Raw genomic sequence first — 17,466 nt, forward strand, 5'->3', positions numbered from 1 at the left:
AACATCGCACAGCAGTTTTAAATACTCGTCAAGTCGTTTGGTTTTATAGATAAAAAAAAGGGATCAATGCTATTGATCCCTTTTTATCAAAAAACAAGGCATTTATTCTTTAACAAATCGCAAATTTTTGCTTCCTGATTCAGACCTTAATTGCAGTATATACATACCTGCACTTAGTTCCTGAACAGCGATAGACTTAATGGATGAACCAGTAAATTTCATTACCTCCTGCCCCATCAAATTGACAACTCTCACTTCATTCAAAATCACATCTGACTGAATATTAAGTGTAGTGGCTACTGGATTAGGATAAATTACAAATTCGTTCTCCAGAAAATCATTATTCGAAAGGGTTGTGTCAATGGTAAAGTTATCGACGTAAAAATTAACATCTTCGCTATCAGCAACTGTTCCATTTGTTGCATAAAATGCGAATTGCACAACACCAGAATAAGCTGACAGATTGATCATTTCGGATTGTCCAAGGTTAGATATTGTCGAACTGGCGTTCCAGGTCATAAGGTTATTCCATGTCATACCTCCGTCTTCAGTAATAAGCAACTGAACTTCATCATCACTACCTAAGGTCGTAGGTCCAGACCCGATAAATGGTGTCAAAGCTACATCAAACGTAATGGTATAATCGCCCGCACCTAAATCAAATTCAGGAGTTACAAGCCAATCCATATCTATGCTTGCAGAATCGTAAATATTAATCCTAGCGGAGTCACCATTTGGCGAGCTAGTGTCATTACCAAAATCATCATCTCCCCACGCTCCATTGGTGCCATCAGGTCCATTAGCAATGGTACTGGCATTACCCTCCGACCAGCAATCTCCAGGGAAGTTGGTAAAATCATTTCCAGGAGCTCCATTGACCGAGCCATAAGGTACAGGTTGAACGCCACAAATAGTTGTAAAAGTCAAAGGACCAACCCAATTGGAAAAATCACCAGCACCACAACTCGCCCTTACATAGGCATCATAGGTAGTCAATTGACTCAATCCAGTGATCATCTCAGGATTAGTGGACATGGTGTTGACGTATACCGGATTTGCTGTTCCTTGAGCCACACCTACAGGCTGTACCTCTACCTCCCATTCCGTTTCGGTTCCGTTAACATTCCATCCTAATTCAGCCTCAGTTGAACCTACACTCAATGCATTGAGCGTATCTGGTGCGATACAACTAGGAGGAAGAGCACAAGTAACATCGGCTATAAATCCGTCACGAATTCCAGACCCGTCAGAAGTAAATCTAAAAGTAAGACATCCAGAAGGCAGTGCACCAACTAGCTGTGTACCTACCAGGTTACCAGTCCCCGATGCGTTTTCCCAACACCAGACATCAGTCGTTCCATTTGGAGAAGCTATTACTGGGCTGCTGGTATCAGGGCCATTATAAACTGTTATACCATCCCAACAATCAGATCCATTGCTTCTTATTTCAGTCACGAATTCAATAAAGTCGACATAAACGACATCACCGGTATTGTCAGGACAAATGGTATAAACGATATCTTGATCATTAGAATACTGACCAGAAATCCCTCCATCGTCTACCAATTGGTCGCCAGCACAGTAATCAGGACTGGTAGAAAAAGTAATACAGGTATCTAAAGAAACGACATTATTGGTAGGGTCGCAAATTGCAGCAACGCATACCTCATAATCAGTCAAAGCTACCAAACCATTAATCATAGCGGTATTGGTCGTTGGGTTAGGTGAAACGGTCGTAAAAGTAGTAGAACCTACTTCTCTGTACCTCACTTCAAATTCGCCAGCTCCCGCGGTATCGGTCCATGTAAGAGTCGTAGAAGTAGCATTTGTTCCCGTAGTTGTAAGATTGGTAGGTTCTGGACAAGCCGGTGCCTCTTCATAATTAATATCATCCAAATACATACTGTCAAACGTGCCGGCCGGATTAAACTTGAACGCGATATACCCACCTACTGTGGTCAGGTTATTGAAGTACACGGTTTTTTCTTCATAGGCATCATCAACAAGGTCAGCATCGGTGAAGGTTTCTACCACCGAAAAGGTGGTCAAATCTGTTGGATCGGTCATTGTACCTACTTCTAAGCCACCATTATCACGATCACTAACAAAGAATCTTACCCGCTTGTTGGCATCTAGATCAGAGAAGTTGGGAAGTATATAAACCAAATCTGAATTGGCATCCCCACTGCTCGTCATATAAATATGGTTATCACCAGAATTGGCGGTAAAGTCTTGAACTTCTACAGTTGCATTATTAGAGGTTGTAATGATGATTGATCCATCACAGTTATTCAAACTATCAGTGGCGTCGTTTTCAAAATCAGTGAAATATGGTGCCGTCAGTGGCAGACAGGAAGTCGTAAAGGCTTGTGGGCCATTCGCAAGACTTTCATCCCCAGGACCACAAATGGCCTGAACATAATATTCATAAGCGGTATCAGCCATTAAGCCAGTAACGGTAGTTGCTGGCGTTCCACCAGTTACCGATACCACAGGAATCGCTGTGTTACCAGTTCCTGGAACAAAGCCAGGAAGACCAACCTCAACATTCCATTCTGTTTCAGAACCTCCGGCTACCCATGAAAGATCTGCCGTCGTTGTCGTAACTGCATCTACAGATAGAGCCGTTGGGTTAGGACATGTGGGCGTAGGGCCACAAGTTATCCTAGCTATGAAACCTTCTCTGGTTGCAGAACTATCAGAAGTAAAAACAAAAGTCAGACATCCCGTAGAACCTGTGGCGGTTAGAATATTTTGTGTCAAATCACCTGTTCCTATACCACCATCAAAACACCATAGATCATTGTTTGATGTATTTTGGTTCGGCGGACTGATCACCGGTGCCGCAGTGCTGTCACCATCATAGATTGTCAATCCATCCCAGCATTGATTTCCAGAAGATCTAACTTCTGCGACAAATTCGGAGAAATTCACGCTCACTACATCACCCATGTTGTCAGGACAGATGACATATGTATCATTGGAATTGTTAGTATAATTGCCATTAGCTCCTCCATTATCCGTGAATAGGTCTCCGGCACAATAATCCTTATCGGTAGTCACCTGAGTACAGACAGCAATCGCTTCATTGCCAGGGCTACAAACGGCAGAAATACAAACATCATACTCTGTATCACTTAAGAGACCCGTCAAAACAACTGAAGGACTTGTAGGGTTTGGAGTTACTAGTGTACCAGTACCAGGAGCGAAGCCTGGAAGGCCATATTCAACTTTCCATTCCGTTTCCATATCTGGTCCTGCGGTCCAGTCGACATTCACCGAATCCGTACTAGAGGCGGTTTGACTTACGTTGGTAACCGCACCACAAGTTGGTGCCGCTCCACAAGTTACTGTGGCCTCCCATCCCTCTTCCTGAACAGAACCGTCAGACGTAAATACAAAAGTTAAACATCCAGATCCAGAGGTTGCAATCAACAACTCTTGGGTAAGGTCTCCAGTCCCCTGACCTGAGCTAGGATCCCAACACCATTGTGGATCACCTGAAGGTGAAGCAATAATAGGTGCCGTCGTATCAGAACCGTCATAAATTGTCAGACCATCATAACAGTTTCCAGCAAAACTATTTTCTTCCGTATCGTGTTGTAAGAATTGTACAATAACTACATCTCCGGCATTGTCTGGACAGATGATATAGGTTTCATTGGCATCTGGATCGTAGGTCGAAGTAGTTCCACCCGTATCCACAAAATTATCGCCTCCACAATAATCAGGGTTGGTACTGGCTTGGGCACACACTTGAATAGATGATTCCGGGACAGCGGGGTCACAAATAGCCGTTACACAGTACTCATATTCTGTATCACTGTTCAACCCTGTGATGATTGCCGTGTTGGTTGTAGGGTTGGGAGAAAGGGTTGTAAAGCCCATTGCCCCTAACTCTCTATATTCTACTAAGAACTCAGCGGCCATGGCATTATCAGTCCAAGTTATTTCCAGACTGTCCTTACTGGGAATAACCACCGTCAAATCTGAAGGTTCTGGACAGGATGGTGCTTGCTCATAGAATACATCATCAATTGACATGCTATCAAAAGTGCCTGCCGCATTGTATTTGAATGCGATGTATCCTCCAGTAGTAGATAAAGAAGAGAAATAAACAGTCTTTTCCTCATAAGTATCGTCTGCCAAATCAGCATCAGTAAAGGTATTTACCGCAGTAAAGGTGGTAGCATCGTTAGGGTCGGTCATCGTACCAACTACTAATTCACCGTTGTCTCTGTCATTGACACTAAATCTGAGTCGCTTTGAAGCATCGAGATCTGAAAACTCTGGAAGGATATAGTACATTTCCGCGGAAGCGTCATTATCCGACCTCATCCTAACGTGATTACTTCCAGAATTGGAATCAAAATCTTCTACTTCAATTGAAGTATCCGTAGAAGTACTGACTATCAGACTAGCATCACAATTGAACAAGCTTCCTGCTGCAACTGATTCATAATCGGTGCTATAAGGCGCAGTTAAAGCATCACAGGCCGTAAACGCAGTTAAGGGACCTATTTGAGTACTCTCATCACCCACAGCACAAACACTGGTCAGGTAAAAATCGTATTCAGTATTTCCAGTCAAACCAGGAACATTAAAGGTACTGGCGGTTGCCGTGATTTCTAAGCCTGACCCAGGTGTAAATCCAGTTGCACCATACTCTATAGTCCATTCAGTTTCAGAACTACCCGGAGTCCAGGATAAATCAATATTGTCAGAGCCCCTGTCGTCCACTTGAAAATCAAATGGAACTGGACAACTCGGTGGTGCCGCACAGGTAACGTTGGCATTAAATCCAGCACGCTGCCCAAAACCGTCAGAAACAAACCTAAAGGTCAAGCAACCAGAGGGAAGCTTTCCTATGAATGACATACCGGTAAGATCTCCAGTTCCTGTACCTCCATCAAAACACCATCCGGTGTTGGCAGAATCTGGTGCAATGATTGGGGAATTGGTATCAGGACCGTCGAAAATCGTAAGTGAGTCCCATGAACAAGTATCATTGGCCTCTACAATAAACTGCGTAAAATCAACATAAACCACATCTCCTGGGTTGTCTGGACAAACTGTATAAGTGATATCTTCGTTTCCTGAATAATCTCCAGAAACCCCTCCACTATCTACTAACGGATCTCCATTACAGTAATCTGCAGGTGTCAAAACTGAAATGCAGACAGGATTGGATAAATCTGTCGGCGAACAAACTGCCGTTACACAAATATCATAATTGGTACCAGGCATAAGACCTGTCAACGTATACGGATTGGTGGTGGAAGTAATTGTAGTACCAGAACCTGGCGTCAATGGAGAAGGACCAAACTCGATGTTCCACTCTGTTTCAGTGCCACCTGGAGTCCAAGTTACGTCAACACTTGTCTGATTGAGATTTAATGCAGTCACTGCAGATACATCAACACAACTTTGTGTAGTAAAATCAGTATAAGGACCTGTCCAAGAGCTAAAGTCCCCTCCACCACAATCATATCTCACATAAAAATCGTAGGATGTATTGGAATTCAATCCCGTAACATCAGCAAACGCACCTGTATTGTTTTGTATAGGTGTATTCCCTCCTCCTTGAGTATAAGGCGAAACCCCAAACTCAATTTCTGTATTCGAAGAAGGATTACCCCGGGCATCCCAAGCAAAAGAAATGCTGGATGATGTCTTTGTAACTGCTGAAAACACTCCTGGTGCAGGACAAGATTCAAGGGTGGTAAAATTAGCAGGACCCTCATTTGAACTAATGTCACCCATACCACAATTGGCACGAACATATAAATCATATTGGGTTTCAGGGTTTAACCCATTTACCGTGTACATTGTCGAGGTTGCCGGTTCTACAGTTCCTGCAGCGGTGCCTGGTGTAAAACCAACTGGACCATACTCCACCTCCCATGTAGGCATCGAATTAGGATCAGTCCATGATACATCTACGCTAGTGGCTGTGACGTTACTAACTGTCAACATTTCTACCTTAAAACAAGTGGGGCAAGTCGTTGTACCGCTGAAAATATTGGTGGTCGACATCTGACCTAGTGTAGAGGCAAATACTTCATTACCCTCAGAATCTAAAATTCTAAATCTACCATCCCCAGAGAGCTGGGGAGCACGATAATCTACCGTTATGGCATCCCCATCATTGACAGTAAATGAATAAGTTTCAGTGTTTGGGGCCGCACCGGGATTCATCACTAAAAATGTTGTTGGTGTACCACCATTTAGTGAGATGTCAACGCCTGCTCCAGCCCCTCCATTGGAAGTAGCGTTGGCGCCACTATCCCAATCATTACCAATAAAATCAGTTACCTCCACGACATAATCACACTGGGGGTAAACATAAAGGGAAAGCAGGGAAAATAAGGCAAGTAGTAGTTTTGTTCTCATAAAGTCGTTAGATTAATTGGGCACCTAATGTAGGCTTTTGAATAAAACATTCAAATATTTTTTAATAATTTCTTTTCACAGGTAAACTGATCATCGGGTTGAAAATTTAGAATTACTCGTTATTAATTGCACAGTCAAAACAGATCAAAAGAAAGCCATGTCAACTGACATGGCTTTTCAACTGATTTTATAAGTGTCCTTAAAATTTTTCAATAACTTCCTGGCTTACCCCTGTATTGGAGAAACCACCATCGTGAAAAAGGTTCTGCATAGTAACCTTTCTTGTGTAATCAGAGAACAATGTCATCGTATATTCTGCGCAATCCTGTGCTGTCGCATTTCCAAGCGGACTCATTTTTTCGGCATAGCTTAGGAAACCATCAAAGCCTTTCACGCCACTTCCAGCGGTGGTAGGTGTAGGCGACTGTGATATAGTATTTACACGTACCTTTTTGTCTTTGCCAAAGAAGTATCCGAAGCTGCGAGCAATAGATTCCAGATAGGCCTTATTATCGGCCATATCATTGTAGTCTGGAAAGGTACGTTGTGCGGCCATGTAAGTTAAGGCCACAATACTTCCCCACTCATTCATGGCATCGTTTTTATGAAGGGTCTGCATGACTTTGTGGAAAGACACTGCGCTCACATCCCATCCTTTTTCAGTGTAATTGTAATTCTGGTTTGTATAATGATTACCCTTACGTACATTGATACTCATCCCAATAGAGTGAAGGACAAAATCAAGTTTCCCGCCCAATATCTCTGTAGATCTTGTTACCAAGTTCTCGAGATCTTCAAGATTGGTTGCATCAGCAGGTATAATCTCACTGCCAGTCTCTTCAGATAGTTGTTTAATTTGCCCCATACGCATAGCAACTGGGGCATTAGTCAACACAAATTGAGCGCCTTCTTTGTGGGCCAATTGAGCTGTTTTCCACGCAATGGAATTCTCATCCAAAGCGCCAAATATGATACCTTTCTTTCCTTTAAGTAAATTGTAAGACATAGTTAATGATTAGGTCACAAATATATAAAACTAATTGAGGAGGGCTCGCGCATTTTCCCTCGCCGCATCCGATACAATTCCACCACTCAACATTTGAGCGATTTCCTCTAATCTGGTTGCCTCATCTAGCCTGATCAACTCACTGATAGTCTTCGAATCGAGATTTCTCTTCCTGACCATCAAATGGTCTTTCCCAGCAGCCGCAATTTGGGGTAGGTGTGTGATAGCAATTACCTGCATATCCTGACTCATTTGTTTCATAATGTGTGCCATCTTATCGGCGATCGCACCACTTACTCCTGTATCAATTTCATCAAAAATAATGGTAGGTAATTGTTTGCACCTAGACAACATTGCCTTAATGGCCAGCATCAACCTGGACAATTCACCTCCAGAGGCTGCTTTATCCAAACTGAGAAGAGTTGTCCCTTTGTTGGCAGTAAATAGAAATTCCACCTGGTCTAATCCTGAATCCGTGTATTGATCGGTTTCATTCATAACGACTTTGAATTGCGCATCTGGCATCCCTAACTGTCTCACGGTCTCCAATATTTCGGATTCTATGTTAGGAATTTGACCTTCTCTTAGTTGACGCAGTTGATAGGATAGGTCTTTCAGCTTTATCTTATCCTGTTCAAGCTCACGCTGTATGGTTTTGATTTTCTCCTCTAAACCATGAGTCTCAAAAACCTTATCAGCCAGTTGATCCCTCAATTGCTTTAGTTCATTGACATCAGAGGTCTGGTGTTTTCTCAACAAATTCTCCAGAATTGTCAGCTGCGCATCTACCGTTTCTAACCGGCCAGGATCTGGTTCCAATCGATTTTCTTGCTGTCCAATTTCCTGATGAATATCCTCTAGCTCTAACAGTACAGAGGATAGTCGGTCACGCAATTCAGCAAAATCTGAAGAGTAGGAAACGATGGAGCCCATACGTTGGGACAGAAGACGCATCTGATCCAAACTCCCTTGCTCATCCATACCCAACCCAGCTGAAACCTCTTGCAATGTTGCAGTTATGGTTTCTATGTTCCCCAGCTGATCCCGCTCCTGTTCCAAAGCATCTTGGTCAAGCTCATCCAGTTTTGCAGATTCTAATTCTTCTAACAGGTAGGAATTGTAATCCAGGTCGCGAGAGAATTGTGCCTGTTGATCAACCAGCTGATTGTATTCATGTTGATGCTGACGGAATTCTATAAGAGATGCTTTGTAAAGCGATAATAATTGGGCGGATGGTTGTTGAGACTTTTTTGTTTGCTCCATGACATAAGCATCAAGCACCTCCATTTGAAAATCACCTTTGGCCAAACTCATCGTTTGATGCTGTGAATGTATATCAATCAGTCTTTTCCCCAAAGCGGTCAATTGGGCCAGATTGACAGGCGTATCATTCACAAATGCCCTGCTTTTACCAGAGGGGAGGATTTCTCTACGCACAAAGGTTACGGATTCATAATCCAGATCTTCAACTTCAAATAAATCCTGTAGTCCTAAGGCCTGAATGTCAAATTGCGCTTCTATAACACATTTACGACTTGTGTCACGCACAGCAGTTAAGTCAGCCCGTTGTCCCAATACCAGCCCCAGTGCACCTAAAAGGATAGACTTACCTGCACCGGTCTCTCCAGTGATAATGGTCAAATCCCCTTGAAGGTCTAGGTCCAATTGATCTATCAGGGCAAAATTCTCAATATGAATTTGTTTCAGCAATGCTAGAGTATATTTTTTAAGCCTGGTGTAAGGGCCATTAACACCGCATAAAACTAGTCAAAATCAGACAATCAAAAAAAGCCTTTACACCTTAATATTACGCCATTTAGAAGATTGATTAGGCGCCAATTTCTGGAGTAGGTTTTTTAAAGTTCTGATGTCGACAGTAGGTCCAGAAGAGTAGACCCGCACGATTTCATCTGCCTTAGCGTCAAAAAATATGCGTTGAAGCAAACTATTAGGACGGCGGTTGTTTAATTCTTCAAGTTTAGCAATATGTTTTTGCAATAGGATTTTTCCGGCCTTAGGATCTTTGGCAAAGGTGTCCAATCCTTTAAGATGATAGTCGTACATGACCTGGCGATACTCTTTATAAGTATCTGAAAGCATATCGTCGTTGAGTCTGTACCTAGAAATCAGACCATCATTGGGTTTCCATCCCTTGGCACCTTGATTAGATTGGGCAAGGTTAACAATATTTCTAGCTTCCAGATGATACTCCTGTCCTCCCTGATAAGAAAACGTATCACCATCCAAGCCCAAAATGGTATAAGCATAAAAAGTGATCAGCGATATAAGATTGTTTTCGTATTGATTGGCATTATAAAAAAGTGGCGCATACTCTATGTATTCAAATGCGATGTCATTGTCTTTATAGTTGAAAATTGGTGTAGTATAAGTAGCATTGTACACGGGACGAGAAACCGACACCTGAAAATTACCCTGAAAACGATCATTGTCATAACTGGTCACTACAAAAACTAGTGATGCGTTAATGCGTTCTTCCTCTTTGAACTTTTGGTCGGTCCATTTTGTATTGTTCAAGAATTCTTGCATGGATGTTTCCAACGTCTTGAAAATAGACTGATCAGGCTGGGCCACATTCTGAGCGTTGACCTGTACGGTCATATTCAATTCTTGAGCCTGTAGTAGACCTCCGAAGAGAACAAGGGCGCTACAAACCCATTTGTTTAATAATTTCATCTACGATATCTTTTGCTACCTCAGCCTTTAATTTGGTATCAAAGGCCTTGACATTTTTATTTTTATCAATGATGGATATTTTATTGGTATCCTTTCCAAAACCAGCGCCTTTATCCCGCATGGAGTTGAGTATCAATAAATCCGTTTGCTTTTTTTCCGCTTTCGCGAAAGCGTGATCTAATTCATTTTCAGTCTCTAATGCAAATCCTACCAAAAATGGTTTGTTTTTCATCGCCCCCACACTGGCCAGGATGTCTGGATTCTTCACCAGATCCAATGTTAACGTTTCCGATTGCTTTTTTATTTTCTGTTCTGCTGGAGTTGCGGGTCTATAGTCTGCCACGGCCGCACTAAAAATCGCTACATGTATATCGGTAAGATTTTGATGAACCGCATCATACATATCTTGAGCACTTGTCACATCTACTCGCTTGATTAATTCATGCTCAACATTAACAGCACTAGGTCCCATAATCAAAATCACTTCACTTCCCTTTGCTGCCAATTCCAAGGCCACAGCAACCCCCATTTTCCCACTGCTATGATTACCAATAAAACGTACTGGATCGATGCGCTCGTGGGTAGGACCGGCGGTGACCATACATTTTCTACCTTTAAGCGGGAGCCTGGATTCTATATGGAGTTGAATAAAATCAATAATCTCTTCAGGTTCAGCCATACGGCCCTTACCTGAGAGTCCACTCGCAAGTTCTCCCTCACCACTAGGGATCATATGATTGCCATAGGCTTCTAAGCGATCAAAATTGTGTTGGGTAGAGGGATGTTTATACATATCCAAATCCATGGCTGGAGCAAAGTAAACTGGACATTTGGCGCTACAATAGACCGCCAGTAGGAGGTTATCAATATTACCCGACACCATTTTACTTAAAGTGTTGGCCGTAGCAGGGGCGATGATCATAAGGTCTGACCACAAACCCAGTTCCACATGATTGTTCCAAGTATCATTTTCATCCTCTTCATCGGTGAAGTGAGATACTACCGGATTTTTAGAAAGCGTAGAAAGACTCAAGGGAGTGACAAAATCTCTTGCAGCAGGAGTCATTACTACTTTAACAGAAGCGCCCGCTTTTACAAGCAGGCGCACCAGATAAGTTGTTTTATAAGCGGCAATACCACCAGTGACTCCTAGTAATATTTTTTTACCGCGCAATACAGACATAAAGAATTATTCAGGTTTACTGGTATCCCTGTGATAGATTTTACCTTCTAACCATTCTTCTACTGCAATAGCAGTGGGTTTTGGCAAACGCTCATAGAATTTGGACACCTCAATTTGCTCTTTATTCTCAAAAATTTCCTCAAGAGAATCATTGTAGGTGGCAAATTCTTCAAGTTTTTCGATCAATTCTTCTTTAACATCCGTATTGATCTGCTCAGCACGTTTGGCAATAATGGAAATGGCCTCATACATATTCCCAGTCGGAGAAGTAATATCATCACGGTTGTAGGTGATCGTAGTATTGGGCGCTGTAAGATTTTTAGTATCCATGGTATTTAATTGCTTGAAATTGAATTATAGTAATCCTCGATTTTTTCAAGGATTTCATCTGCTTCTTCCTTGTATTCACTATCGGGATAACGATTTGCAAAGGTATCATAATATTTCTTAGCAACAGCAAGTCTTTCAGGCACTAAATCACTAAAACTGTTAATCGCATAATTATACTGTGAATCAAGTAAGTAGAACTGAGCGTCGTCTTGATACTCTGAACCTGGGTGATTGATAATAAAGTTCTCAAAACTAGCAATCGCCGAAATATACCCTCCTCGGAAGTTGCCAAACCTGTGGTACTGCTTACCCACTTCATAAGCTTTTTTATCAAGCTTTAACCTCAATTCATCAATCAGTGCGTTGGCCTCTGTGGCATATTGACCATTGGGGTAAACATTGATATAGTCTTGTAATTTGCTCAGTGCCGTATAGGTATCGGTTTGATCTTTGGAGTATACCGGAGACATATGGTAGTGACTTTTACCAGCCATAAATGCAGCATATTCCCGATTGGGGTTGGTTGGGTGGGATTGGATAAAACGTTCGTATTGGTACGCACTATTGACGTAACTGCGATCTTCATATAAAGCTTTGGCATATTTGATAGCCATAGGTGCAGCACTATCTGTACCTCGATAAACCGGAATGATTTGTTCAAACAACGCTAGACTTTTGCCGTATTTTCCTTTAGCAAACAACGTATCAATCATAGCAGTTTTAACAGCTACATCATCAGACTTTAAGGCCTTTTGATACGATCCACAACTACAAATAACCATGGCGGCGGCCAGGGCAAAAACAAAATTCTTCATAAGAGATTTTAAGGAATGCAAATGTAGTTTTTTCCAATAGAAAAAACAGCGCATTCACACTGGTTAACGCTTCCTTCCTATTTCTGGTATAATTGCCAGTAGGCTCCCAAACGTTCTGTGAGGTCTTGCGTGGCTGGAACCAAAGGCAAACGTACCATTGGACTACACAAATCCATGTGATTGAGTAAGGCCTTAATGCCTGCTGGATTACCTTCCTCAAAAATCATGTCTATACTCCCTGCGATACGATAATGCAACTCATAGGATTCGGCTACATCACCATTTAAAGCATAGCGGATCATATCAGAAAAATCCTGAGCAATTGCTTGACCGATCACTGAGATCACTCCTGCCCCACCTGCCAAAGTAATGGCATTGGCAACCATATCATCTCCAGAAATAACCAGAAAATCTTTGGAAGTGTATTGGATCATTTTCATCGCCTGATCCAAGTTTCCTGCAGCCTCTTTGATGGCAACGATTTGCTCTAAATCTGCTAGCCTGACCACGGTTTCCACGGCCATATTAGACCCTGTTCTTCCAGGAACGTTGTAAAGAATAATGGGCAGCGGACTTACCTCTGCCAAGGTTTTAAAGTGTTGATATATTCCTTCTTGACTCGGCTTGTTGTAGGCTGGAGAAACAGAAAGAATCGCAGTGAACCCATCTGATTCCAACTCCTGCATTTCTTTCATCACCGCGGCAGTATCATTTCCACCGACACCAAGAACGAGAGGTAATCTACCATTGTTGGCGTTTTTGATGGTTTCAACGACGGATTTTTTCTCTTCCTTGTTCAAGGTTACACTCTCACCAGTGGTACCCAAGACCACCAGATAGTCGATTCCATTCTCCACCTGGTATTCCACCAGCTGGGTCAACGCATCATGGTCAACATTGTTCTTTTCGTCAAAAGGGGTGACCAGGGCCACACCAGTTCCTATCAATTCCTGCATTTTATTATGAGGTAAGTATTTTTAAATATTTGGCAATTTCGTTGAATAAGGCCTCTGGCTGAGTTAAGGGAACGTTAACAGCCAAGTCATAGGTAAGGCTGTCGTGATCCGGATGCCCTACCTTACATTTGGATTTCAAAGCAGTTGTAAAAAAAGTTAAGGCCGGTGAAGGCTCATGGCATACATTAATTTGCAGGTCAAAATCCTCTTCGAGCAATCTCTTAACATTTTCATCATTTAAACCACCCGTCCATTTCAATATTTTTTTTTCATCGATTCTGAACATATTACCACCGTGAAGTACTGCGTTTTGAGGTTCCCCGCTTTGTAAGACCTGTACCCAAGATATTGCTGTTTTTTCAATATTTAATCGATGAATATTTGCGTGCAACTGATCCAGTAAATTCGCATGACATTGATCCACAATCACCACTAAGTTCTGAGGCCATTGCAGCAGTGGATCACCATGCCTTTTTTCTAATTGGGCAAACTGTTTCCTGAGCCAAGCTTGTTTTAAACCGTCAAAAATCATTTACTTTTACTACTTCAGCAAAAGTAGTATATCGAACAGAGTTACCTGGGTAAATATGTATAGAAAATGCAAAGAAAAACAAATAGTTATTCCCGGATGATGGCACAAAGAACTGATCGGTTCAACCTTCATCTTCTTCTTAGAAAATTTCAAATTTTCAGGATTGTCATTTTGGCCCTCCTGGTCGTGGGATGCGGAAAAGACGTCCAGCAACTTTCTAAAGTAGAGGCCAAGCAAATTGCGATCGACAGCACCACTGGAAAGGTGGATGAATTAGCCAATTTTATTGAGCCTTATAAAAAGTCTTTGGATCAACAAATGAATGAAGCATTGGCATATAATCCTGTTTCTATGCATAAGAATGATACGCCCTACAATACAGCTATAGGCAACCTGATGACCCGCATAGTGTATGAACAAGCTGCGCCTATATATCAAAAGCGTATTAAATCCAACATAGATCTAGTCTTGTTGAACCATGGAGGAATTCGAGCACCCATCAGTGAGGGACCGGTCACCATGCGAACAGCTTATGAGGTTATGCCTTTTGAGAACCAGATCGTTGTGGCCCAATTAAAAGGAACAGCGATAATGGAAATGGTCGATTACCTCACCAAAAGTAGTAAACCGCACCCTTTTCAAGGCCTAAAAATAATGTTGGATAAGAATGATCAATTGCAGGAGGTTCTTTTAAATGGAAAACCTATTAATGCAGGTGAAACATACCATGTAGCGACCAGTGATTATTTATATAACGGTGGGGATAACATGGTGTTTTTCTCTGAAAGTCCTATCACAAGATTGGATTATAAGATCCGTAACGCTATGATCGATTATTTTAGGAAAACTGATACAATCAAGGCTTCGGCCGATGATAGATTTATCAAGTTGTAAAATCAGTTAAATTACCAATTGAGCCTTATGAAGAGAAGAAAATTTATTGAGCGATCCAGCTCCGCTTTGGTAGGAGCAGCACTGTTTTCCAATCATGCACTGGCCGGTGGCTTGGCCTCACCTACAAAGGAGACAGGTGAGCTAAAGACTATCAGCATCCTGCATACTAATGATACCCATTCCCATATTGAACCTATTGCCAGCGGAAGAAACCAAGGTAAAGGTGGTGTCGCACGAAGAGCATATACCATCAACGAGATCCGCAAGGAGAATCCAAATACGCTACTATTGGACTGTGGAGATATTTTTCAGGGAACACCCTACTTTAACTTTTATGGTGGCGAGTTAGAAATTAAATTGATGAGTATGATGGGGTATGATGCAGCGACACTGGGTAACCATGATTTTGACAATGGTATCGATGGCTTATACAAACAACTACCTCACGCCAATTTTGACTTTGTCATTTCCAACTATGACTTTGCCAATACCATCATGGACGGTCATTCTGTTCAAAACAAAGTATACGTAATTGATGGAGTACGCGTCGGGCTATTCGGTCTAGGAATTGAATTGACAGGGCTCGTAGATCCAAAACTTTATAAGGAAACAAAATACATCGACCCCATAGAAATTGCTCAAGATCAAGCAAGAATACTGAAGGAAGAAGAACAATGTGATTTAGTGATATGCATGTCTCATCTGGGATATTCTTATCGGAATGAAAAAGTCTCAGATCTCAAATTGGCCGAAGCTACCTCAGGGATAGATTTGATCATTGGCGGTCATACACACACCTTTCTGGACCGTCCAGAGATTGTCACTAATATTAAAGGCAATCAGGTATTGGTCAATCAAGTAGGCTGTTACGGGATTAATTTAGGACGTGTAGACTTTTATTTCAAAGAAGGTAAAACGGAAGCTGGAGGCAACATCGTTTATAATATTTAAATAAGATCTAAAAATCGCTTAAACGATAATGCAATTTCAGGGCGGGTCATTCACCCTTTCTAGCCATCATTTCATTGGCATATATTTTTTTTTCTAATTTCTATAAGACAGTTTAAACACCATTCCTTGGTGAATCTTTTATAAAAAATTTAAGCTTTGTCCATCGCCATACCTACTAAGCCTGAGTTCTCTTTCAAAAATAACGGGAAGTTACACGATACTAGTAAGTTATACTGGACTCGAAGAGTCAAATAATCGACGTAAGCCAATATTTTTAGCGATAATTGTTCATGTCATCGATTTTCTGATACTGGATATCGATAAGATGGATATCTTAGGACTAACTTTTTTTCTGACCATGAAAAGAAAATAACTTTGAATGTAAGATCATAACCCCTACCAATGATCTACAATCACTTAGCCGACAATGAAAAAAATTACATTCTTCCTCTGGTTATCTATGCTAGGCGCTTTAGCATCTTATGGCCAAAATGGTGTGGGTATTAATACCAATAATCCGCGCACTACCCTAGAGGTAAATGGCTCTGTGACCGTCAACGGACAATTATTACTGGACAATCCCAGAAATATCACCGATGGTGAACCATCTACCTTTGTGGTTCAAGACAATACCAATCAAGTCAGAGCTTTAAATTTAAGTACACCTACTAGCCCTGGATTAGGATATTTGCAGACCTATATTCTGACGAATACGGGGTTGGATTTTGTCAGGGACTTTGACACGCAAATTGATGCCTCAAAATATGTTGTGGTAATCGTGTCCTCATTTTACAACCAGCGTCTCCAACTTAACGGCAGCGACTATAGCATACCTTATGCGTCAGCGTTTGTCAGCGGTGGGACCTGGCATCTAACGGCAAATTATCCAATTGCTAGAGATGAAAGCGCCAGCTTAATTGGCGAATGGAATATTAATACGCTCATCTTTACCAATAACCTATCCAAACAATATACCTCCATGACCGTGGATATGACTGGAAATACTACGGGCAGTGCAGTTAACCCAATAGTGGATTGATGAAAAAATTATTCAATTGTTCAATACTATTTATACTTCTCGTAATTGGGGAATCTCAAGCACAAATTGGTATCAATACAGTCAACCCGACAGAGGCTGTTGATGTCAACGGAAGCGTGATCGTAACTGATGACCTAAATATCTCTAGCATTCAGAATGTCAATGCTACTGATGATGGTTTTAAATTGTTAGTACGCAAACTTCCCAATGCTCTGGCTCCCACACCTGTTGCTCAAGGTCAATTGGTACAACTTGATCCAGACCGGCTTGCCATCGCTCCAATTAATGTAGCTAATTATCATTTTACCAATATCAGTTCTGATAACATCACTGATGTCAATACACGAATTCCAAGTTCGCTCTATTTAGTGGGTATCGCCAATTTCAGTTATACCGGAGATGCGATCAACAAGGCCCTTATCGGAAGTGGACCCAACGAAACCATAGGCGATTTTACCGTACGTGCGTTTGAAGATGGAGGCACTTGGCACCTTGAAATTAAAAATAGAGAACTGGATTTGCCACCAGGAGATCGTTTGGAGTATCGCCTAACCTTAGTGATTTATGCTAGGTCATTTTTCAGAGGATTACCGGACATAACCCATGACATGGGCAATAGTTATGACAGTGTTGCCGGTCCGGGCGAGATACCTAATCTTCCCAATTAAGCCAT

The 17,466-nt window shown here is 41.7% G+C and carries 13 protein-coding genes; 4 read left to right on the forward strand and 9 right to left on the reverse strand.

The features are described 5' to 3' along the window. Positions 1 to 102: 102 nt before the first annotated feature. From EGM47_RS06340 to EGM47_RS06380, 9 genes are all read right to left on the reverse strand, one after another. Positions 103 to 6,393 (reverse strand): fibronectin type III domain-containing protein, encoded by a 6,291-nt coding sequence (locus tag EGM47_RS06340; protein ID WP_124979941.1) that lies wholly within the window; start codon positions 6,391 to 6,393, stop codon positions 103 to 105. Positions 6,394 to 6,592: 199 nt separating this feature from the next. After that, positions 6,593 to 7,399 (reverse strand): enoyl-ACP reductase FabI, encoded by an 807-nt coding sequence (locus tag EGM47_RS06345; RefSeq protein WP_124979942.1) that lies wholly within the window; start codon positions 7,397 to 7,399, stop codon positions 6,593 to 6,595. 30 nt (positions 7,400 to 7,429) lie between these two features. After that, positions 7,430 to 9,109, reverse strand: a complete 1,680-nt coding sequence (recN, locus tag EGM47_RS06350; protein ID WP_124979943.1) for a DNA repair protein RecN — start codon at positions 9,107 to 9,109, stop codon at positions 7,430 to 7,432. An 84-nt stretch (positions 9,110 to 9,193) separates the two neighbouring features. Further along, positions 9,194 to 10,093, reverse strand: coding sequence for a type IX secretion system protein PorD (porD, locus tag EGM47_RS06355; protein ID WP_124979944.1), 900 nt, complete (start codon positions 10,091 to 10,093; stop codon positions 9,194 to 9,196). Next, a complete protein-coding gene (gene coaBC / locus EGM47_RS06360) occupies positions 10,065 to 11,276 on the reverse strand; it encodes a bifunctional phosphopantothenoylcysteine decarboxylase/phosphopantothenate--cysteine ligase CoaBC (RefSeq protein WP_124979945.1) in 1,212 nt (403 codons plus the stop codon). Before coaBC ends, porD begins: the two co-directional genes overlap by 29 nt. 6 nt (positions 11,277 to 11,282) lie before the next feature. After that, positions 11,283 to 11,606 carry a DNA-directed RNA polymerase subunit omega gene (locus EGM47_RS06365; protein ID WP_124979946.1) on the reverse strand — a complete coding sequence of 108 codons (324 nt, stop codon included), beginning with the start codon at positions 11,604 to 11,606 and terminating at the stop codon, positions 11,283 to 11,285. Between the two features lie 5 nt (positions 11,607 to 11,611). Beyond that, complete coding sequence (locus EGM47_RS06370) at positions 11,612 to 12,421, reverse strand: outer membrane protein assembly factor BamD (protein WP_124979947.1); 810 nt, start codon at positions 12,419 to 12,421, stop codon at positions 11,612 to 11,614. A gap of 77 nt (positions 12,422 to 12,498) precedes the next feature. Then, positions 12,499 to 13,377 (reverse strand): 4-hydroxy-tetrahydrodipicolinate synthase, encoded by an 879-nt coding sequence (gene dapA / locus EGM47_RS06375; protein ID WP_124979948.1) that lies wholly within the window; start codon positions 13,375 to 13,377, stop codon positions 12,499 to 12,501. A gap of 4 nt (positions 13,378 to 13,381) precedes the next feature. Then, positions 13,382 to 13,909 carry a DUF6913 domain-containing protein gene (locus EGM47_RS06380; protein ID WP_124979949.1) on the reverse strand — a complete coding sequence of 176 codons (528 nt, stop codon included), beginning with the start codon at positions 13,907 to 13,909 and terminating at the stop codon, positions 13,382 to 13,384. Positions 13,910 to 13,975: 66 nt separating this feature from the next. Here EGM47_RS06380 and EGM47_RS06385 point away from each other — a divergent pair, with 66 nt between their 5' ends. The 4 genes from EGM47_RS06385 to EGM47_RS06400 all read left to right on the forward strand — a co-directional run bounded on the left by EGM47_RS06385 (position 13,976) and on the right by EGM47_RS06400 (position 17,461). Beyond that, a complete protein-coding gene (locus EGM47_RS06385; protein ID WP_124979950.1) occupies positions 13,976 to 14,803 on the forward strand; it encodes a 5'-nucleotidase C-terminal domain-containing protein in 828 nt (275 codons plus the stop codon). 27 nt (positions 14,804 to 14,830) lie between these two features. Continuing rightward, complete coding sequence (locus tag EGM47_RS06390; RefSeq protein WP_124979951.1) at positions 14,831 to 15,754, forward strand: bifunctional metallophosphatase/5'-nucleotidase; 924 nt, start codon at positions 14,831 to 14,833, stop codon at positions 15,752 to 15,754. Between the two features lie 427 nt (positions 15,755 to 16,181). Further along, positions 16,182 to 16,793 carry a hypothetical protein gene (locus tag EGM47_RS06395; RefSeq protein WP_124979952.1) on the forward strand — a complete coding sequence of 204 codons (612 nt, stop codon included), beginning with the start codon at positions 16,182 to 16,184 and terminating at the stop codon, positions 16,791 to 16,793. Beyond that, positions 16,793 to 17,461: a hypothetical protein gene (locus tag EGM47_RS06400; RefSeq protein WP_124979953.1), complete on the forward strand. Its 669-nt coding sequence runs from the start codon at positions 16,793 to 16,795 to the stop codon at positions 17,459 to 17,461. Before EGM47_RS06395 ends, EGM47_RS06400 begins: the two co-directional genes overlap by 1 nt. Positions 17,462 to 17,466: the final 5 nt, after the last annotated feature.

The sequence above is a fragment of the Nonlabens xiamenensis genome, assembly GCF_003865345.1.
GTDB classification, from domain to species: Bacteria; Bacteroidota; Bacteroidia; order Flavobacteriales; family Flavobacteriaceae; genus Nonlabens; species Nonlabens xiamenensis.

Bases quoted from the DNA above. Each gene is read 5' to 3' on its own strand.
- EGM47_RS06345 (WP_124979942.1), bottom strand. From the start codon at position 7,399: ATGTCTTACAATTTACTTAAAGGAAAGAAAGGTATCATATTTGGCGCT.
- EGM47_RS06385 (WP_124979950.1), top strand. From the start codon at position 13,976: ATGCAAAGAAAAACAAATAGTTATTCCCGGATGATGGCACAAAGAACT.
- EGM47_RS06395 (WP_124979952.1), top strand. From the start codon at position 16,182: ATGAAAAAAATTACATTCTTCCTCTGGTTATCTATGCTAGGCGCTTTA.
- EGM47_RS06400 (WP_124979953.1), top strand. From the start codon at position 16,793: ATGAAAAAATTATTCAATTGTTCAATACTATTTATACTTCTCGTAATT.
- EGM47_RS06380 (WP_124979949.1), bottom strand. From the start codon at position 13,909: ATGATTTTTGACGGTTTAAAACAAGCTTGGCTCAGGAAACAGTTTGCC.
- dapA (WP_124979948.1), bottom strand. From the start codon at position 13,377: ATGCAGGAATTGATAGGAACTGGTGTGGCCCTGGTCACCCCTTTTGAC.
- EGM47_RS06390 (WP_124979951.1), top strand. From the start codon at position 14,831: ATGAAGAGAAGAAAATTTATTGAGCGATCCAGCTCCGCTTTGGTAGGA.
- porD (WP_124979944.1), bottom strand. From the start codon at position 10,093: ATGAAATTATTAAACAAATGGGTTTGTAGCGCCCTTGTTCTCTTCGGA.
- coaBC (WP_124979945.1), bottom strand. From the start codon at position 11,276: ATGTCTGTATTGCGCGGTAAAAAAATATTACTAGGAGTCACTGGTGGT.
- EGM47_RS06365 (WP_124979946.1), bottom strand. From the start codon at position 11,606: ATGGATACTAAAAATCTTACAGCGCCCAATACTACGATCACCTACAAC.
- EGM47_RS06340 (WP_124979941.1), bottom strand. From the start codon at position 6,393: ATGAGAACAAAACTACTACTTGCCTTATTTTCCCTGCTTTCCCTTTAT.
- EGM47_RS06370 (WP_124979947.1), bottom strand. From the start codon at position 12,421: ATGAAGAATTTTGTTTTTGCCCTGGCCGCCGCCATGGTTATTTGTAGT.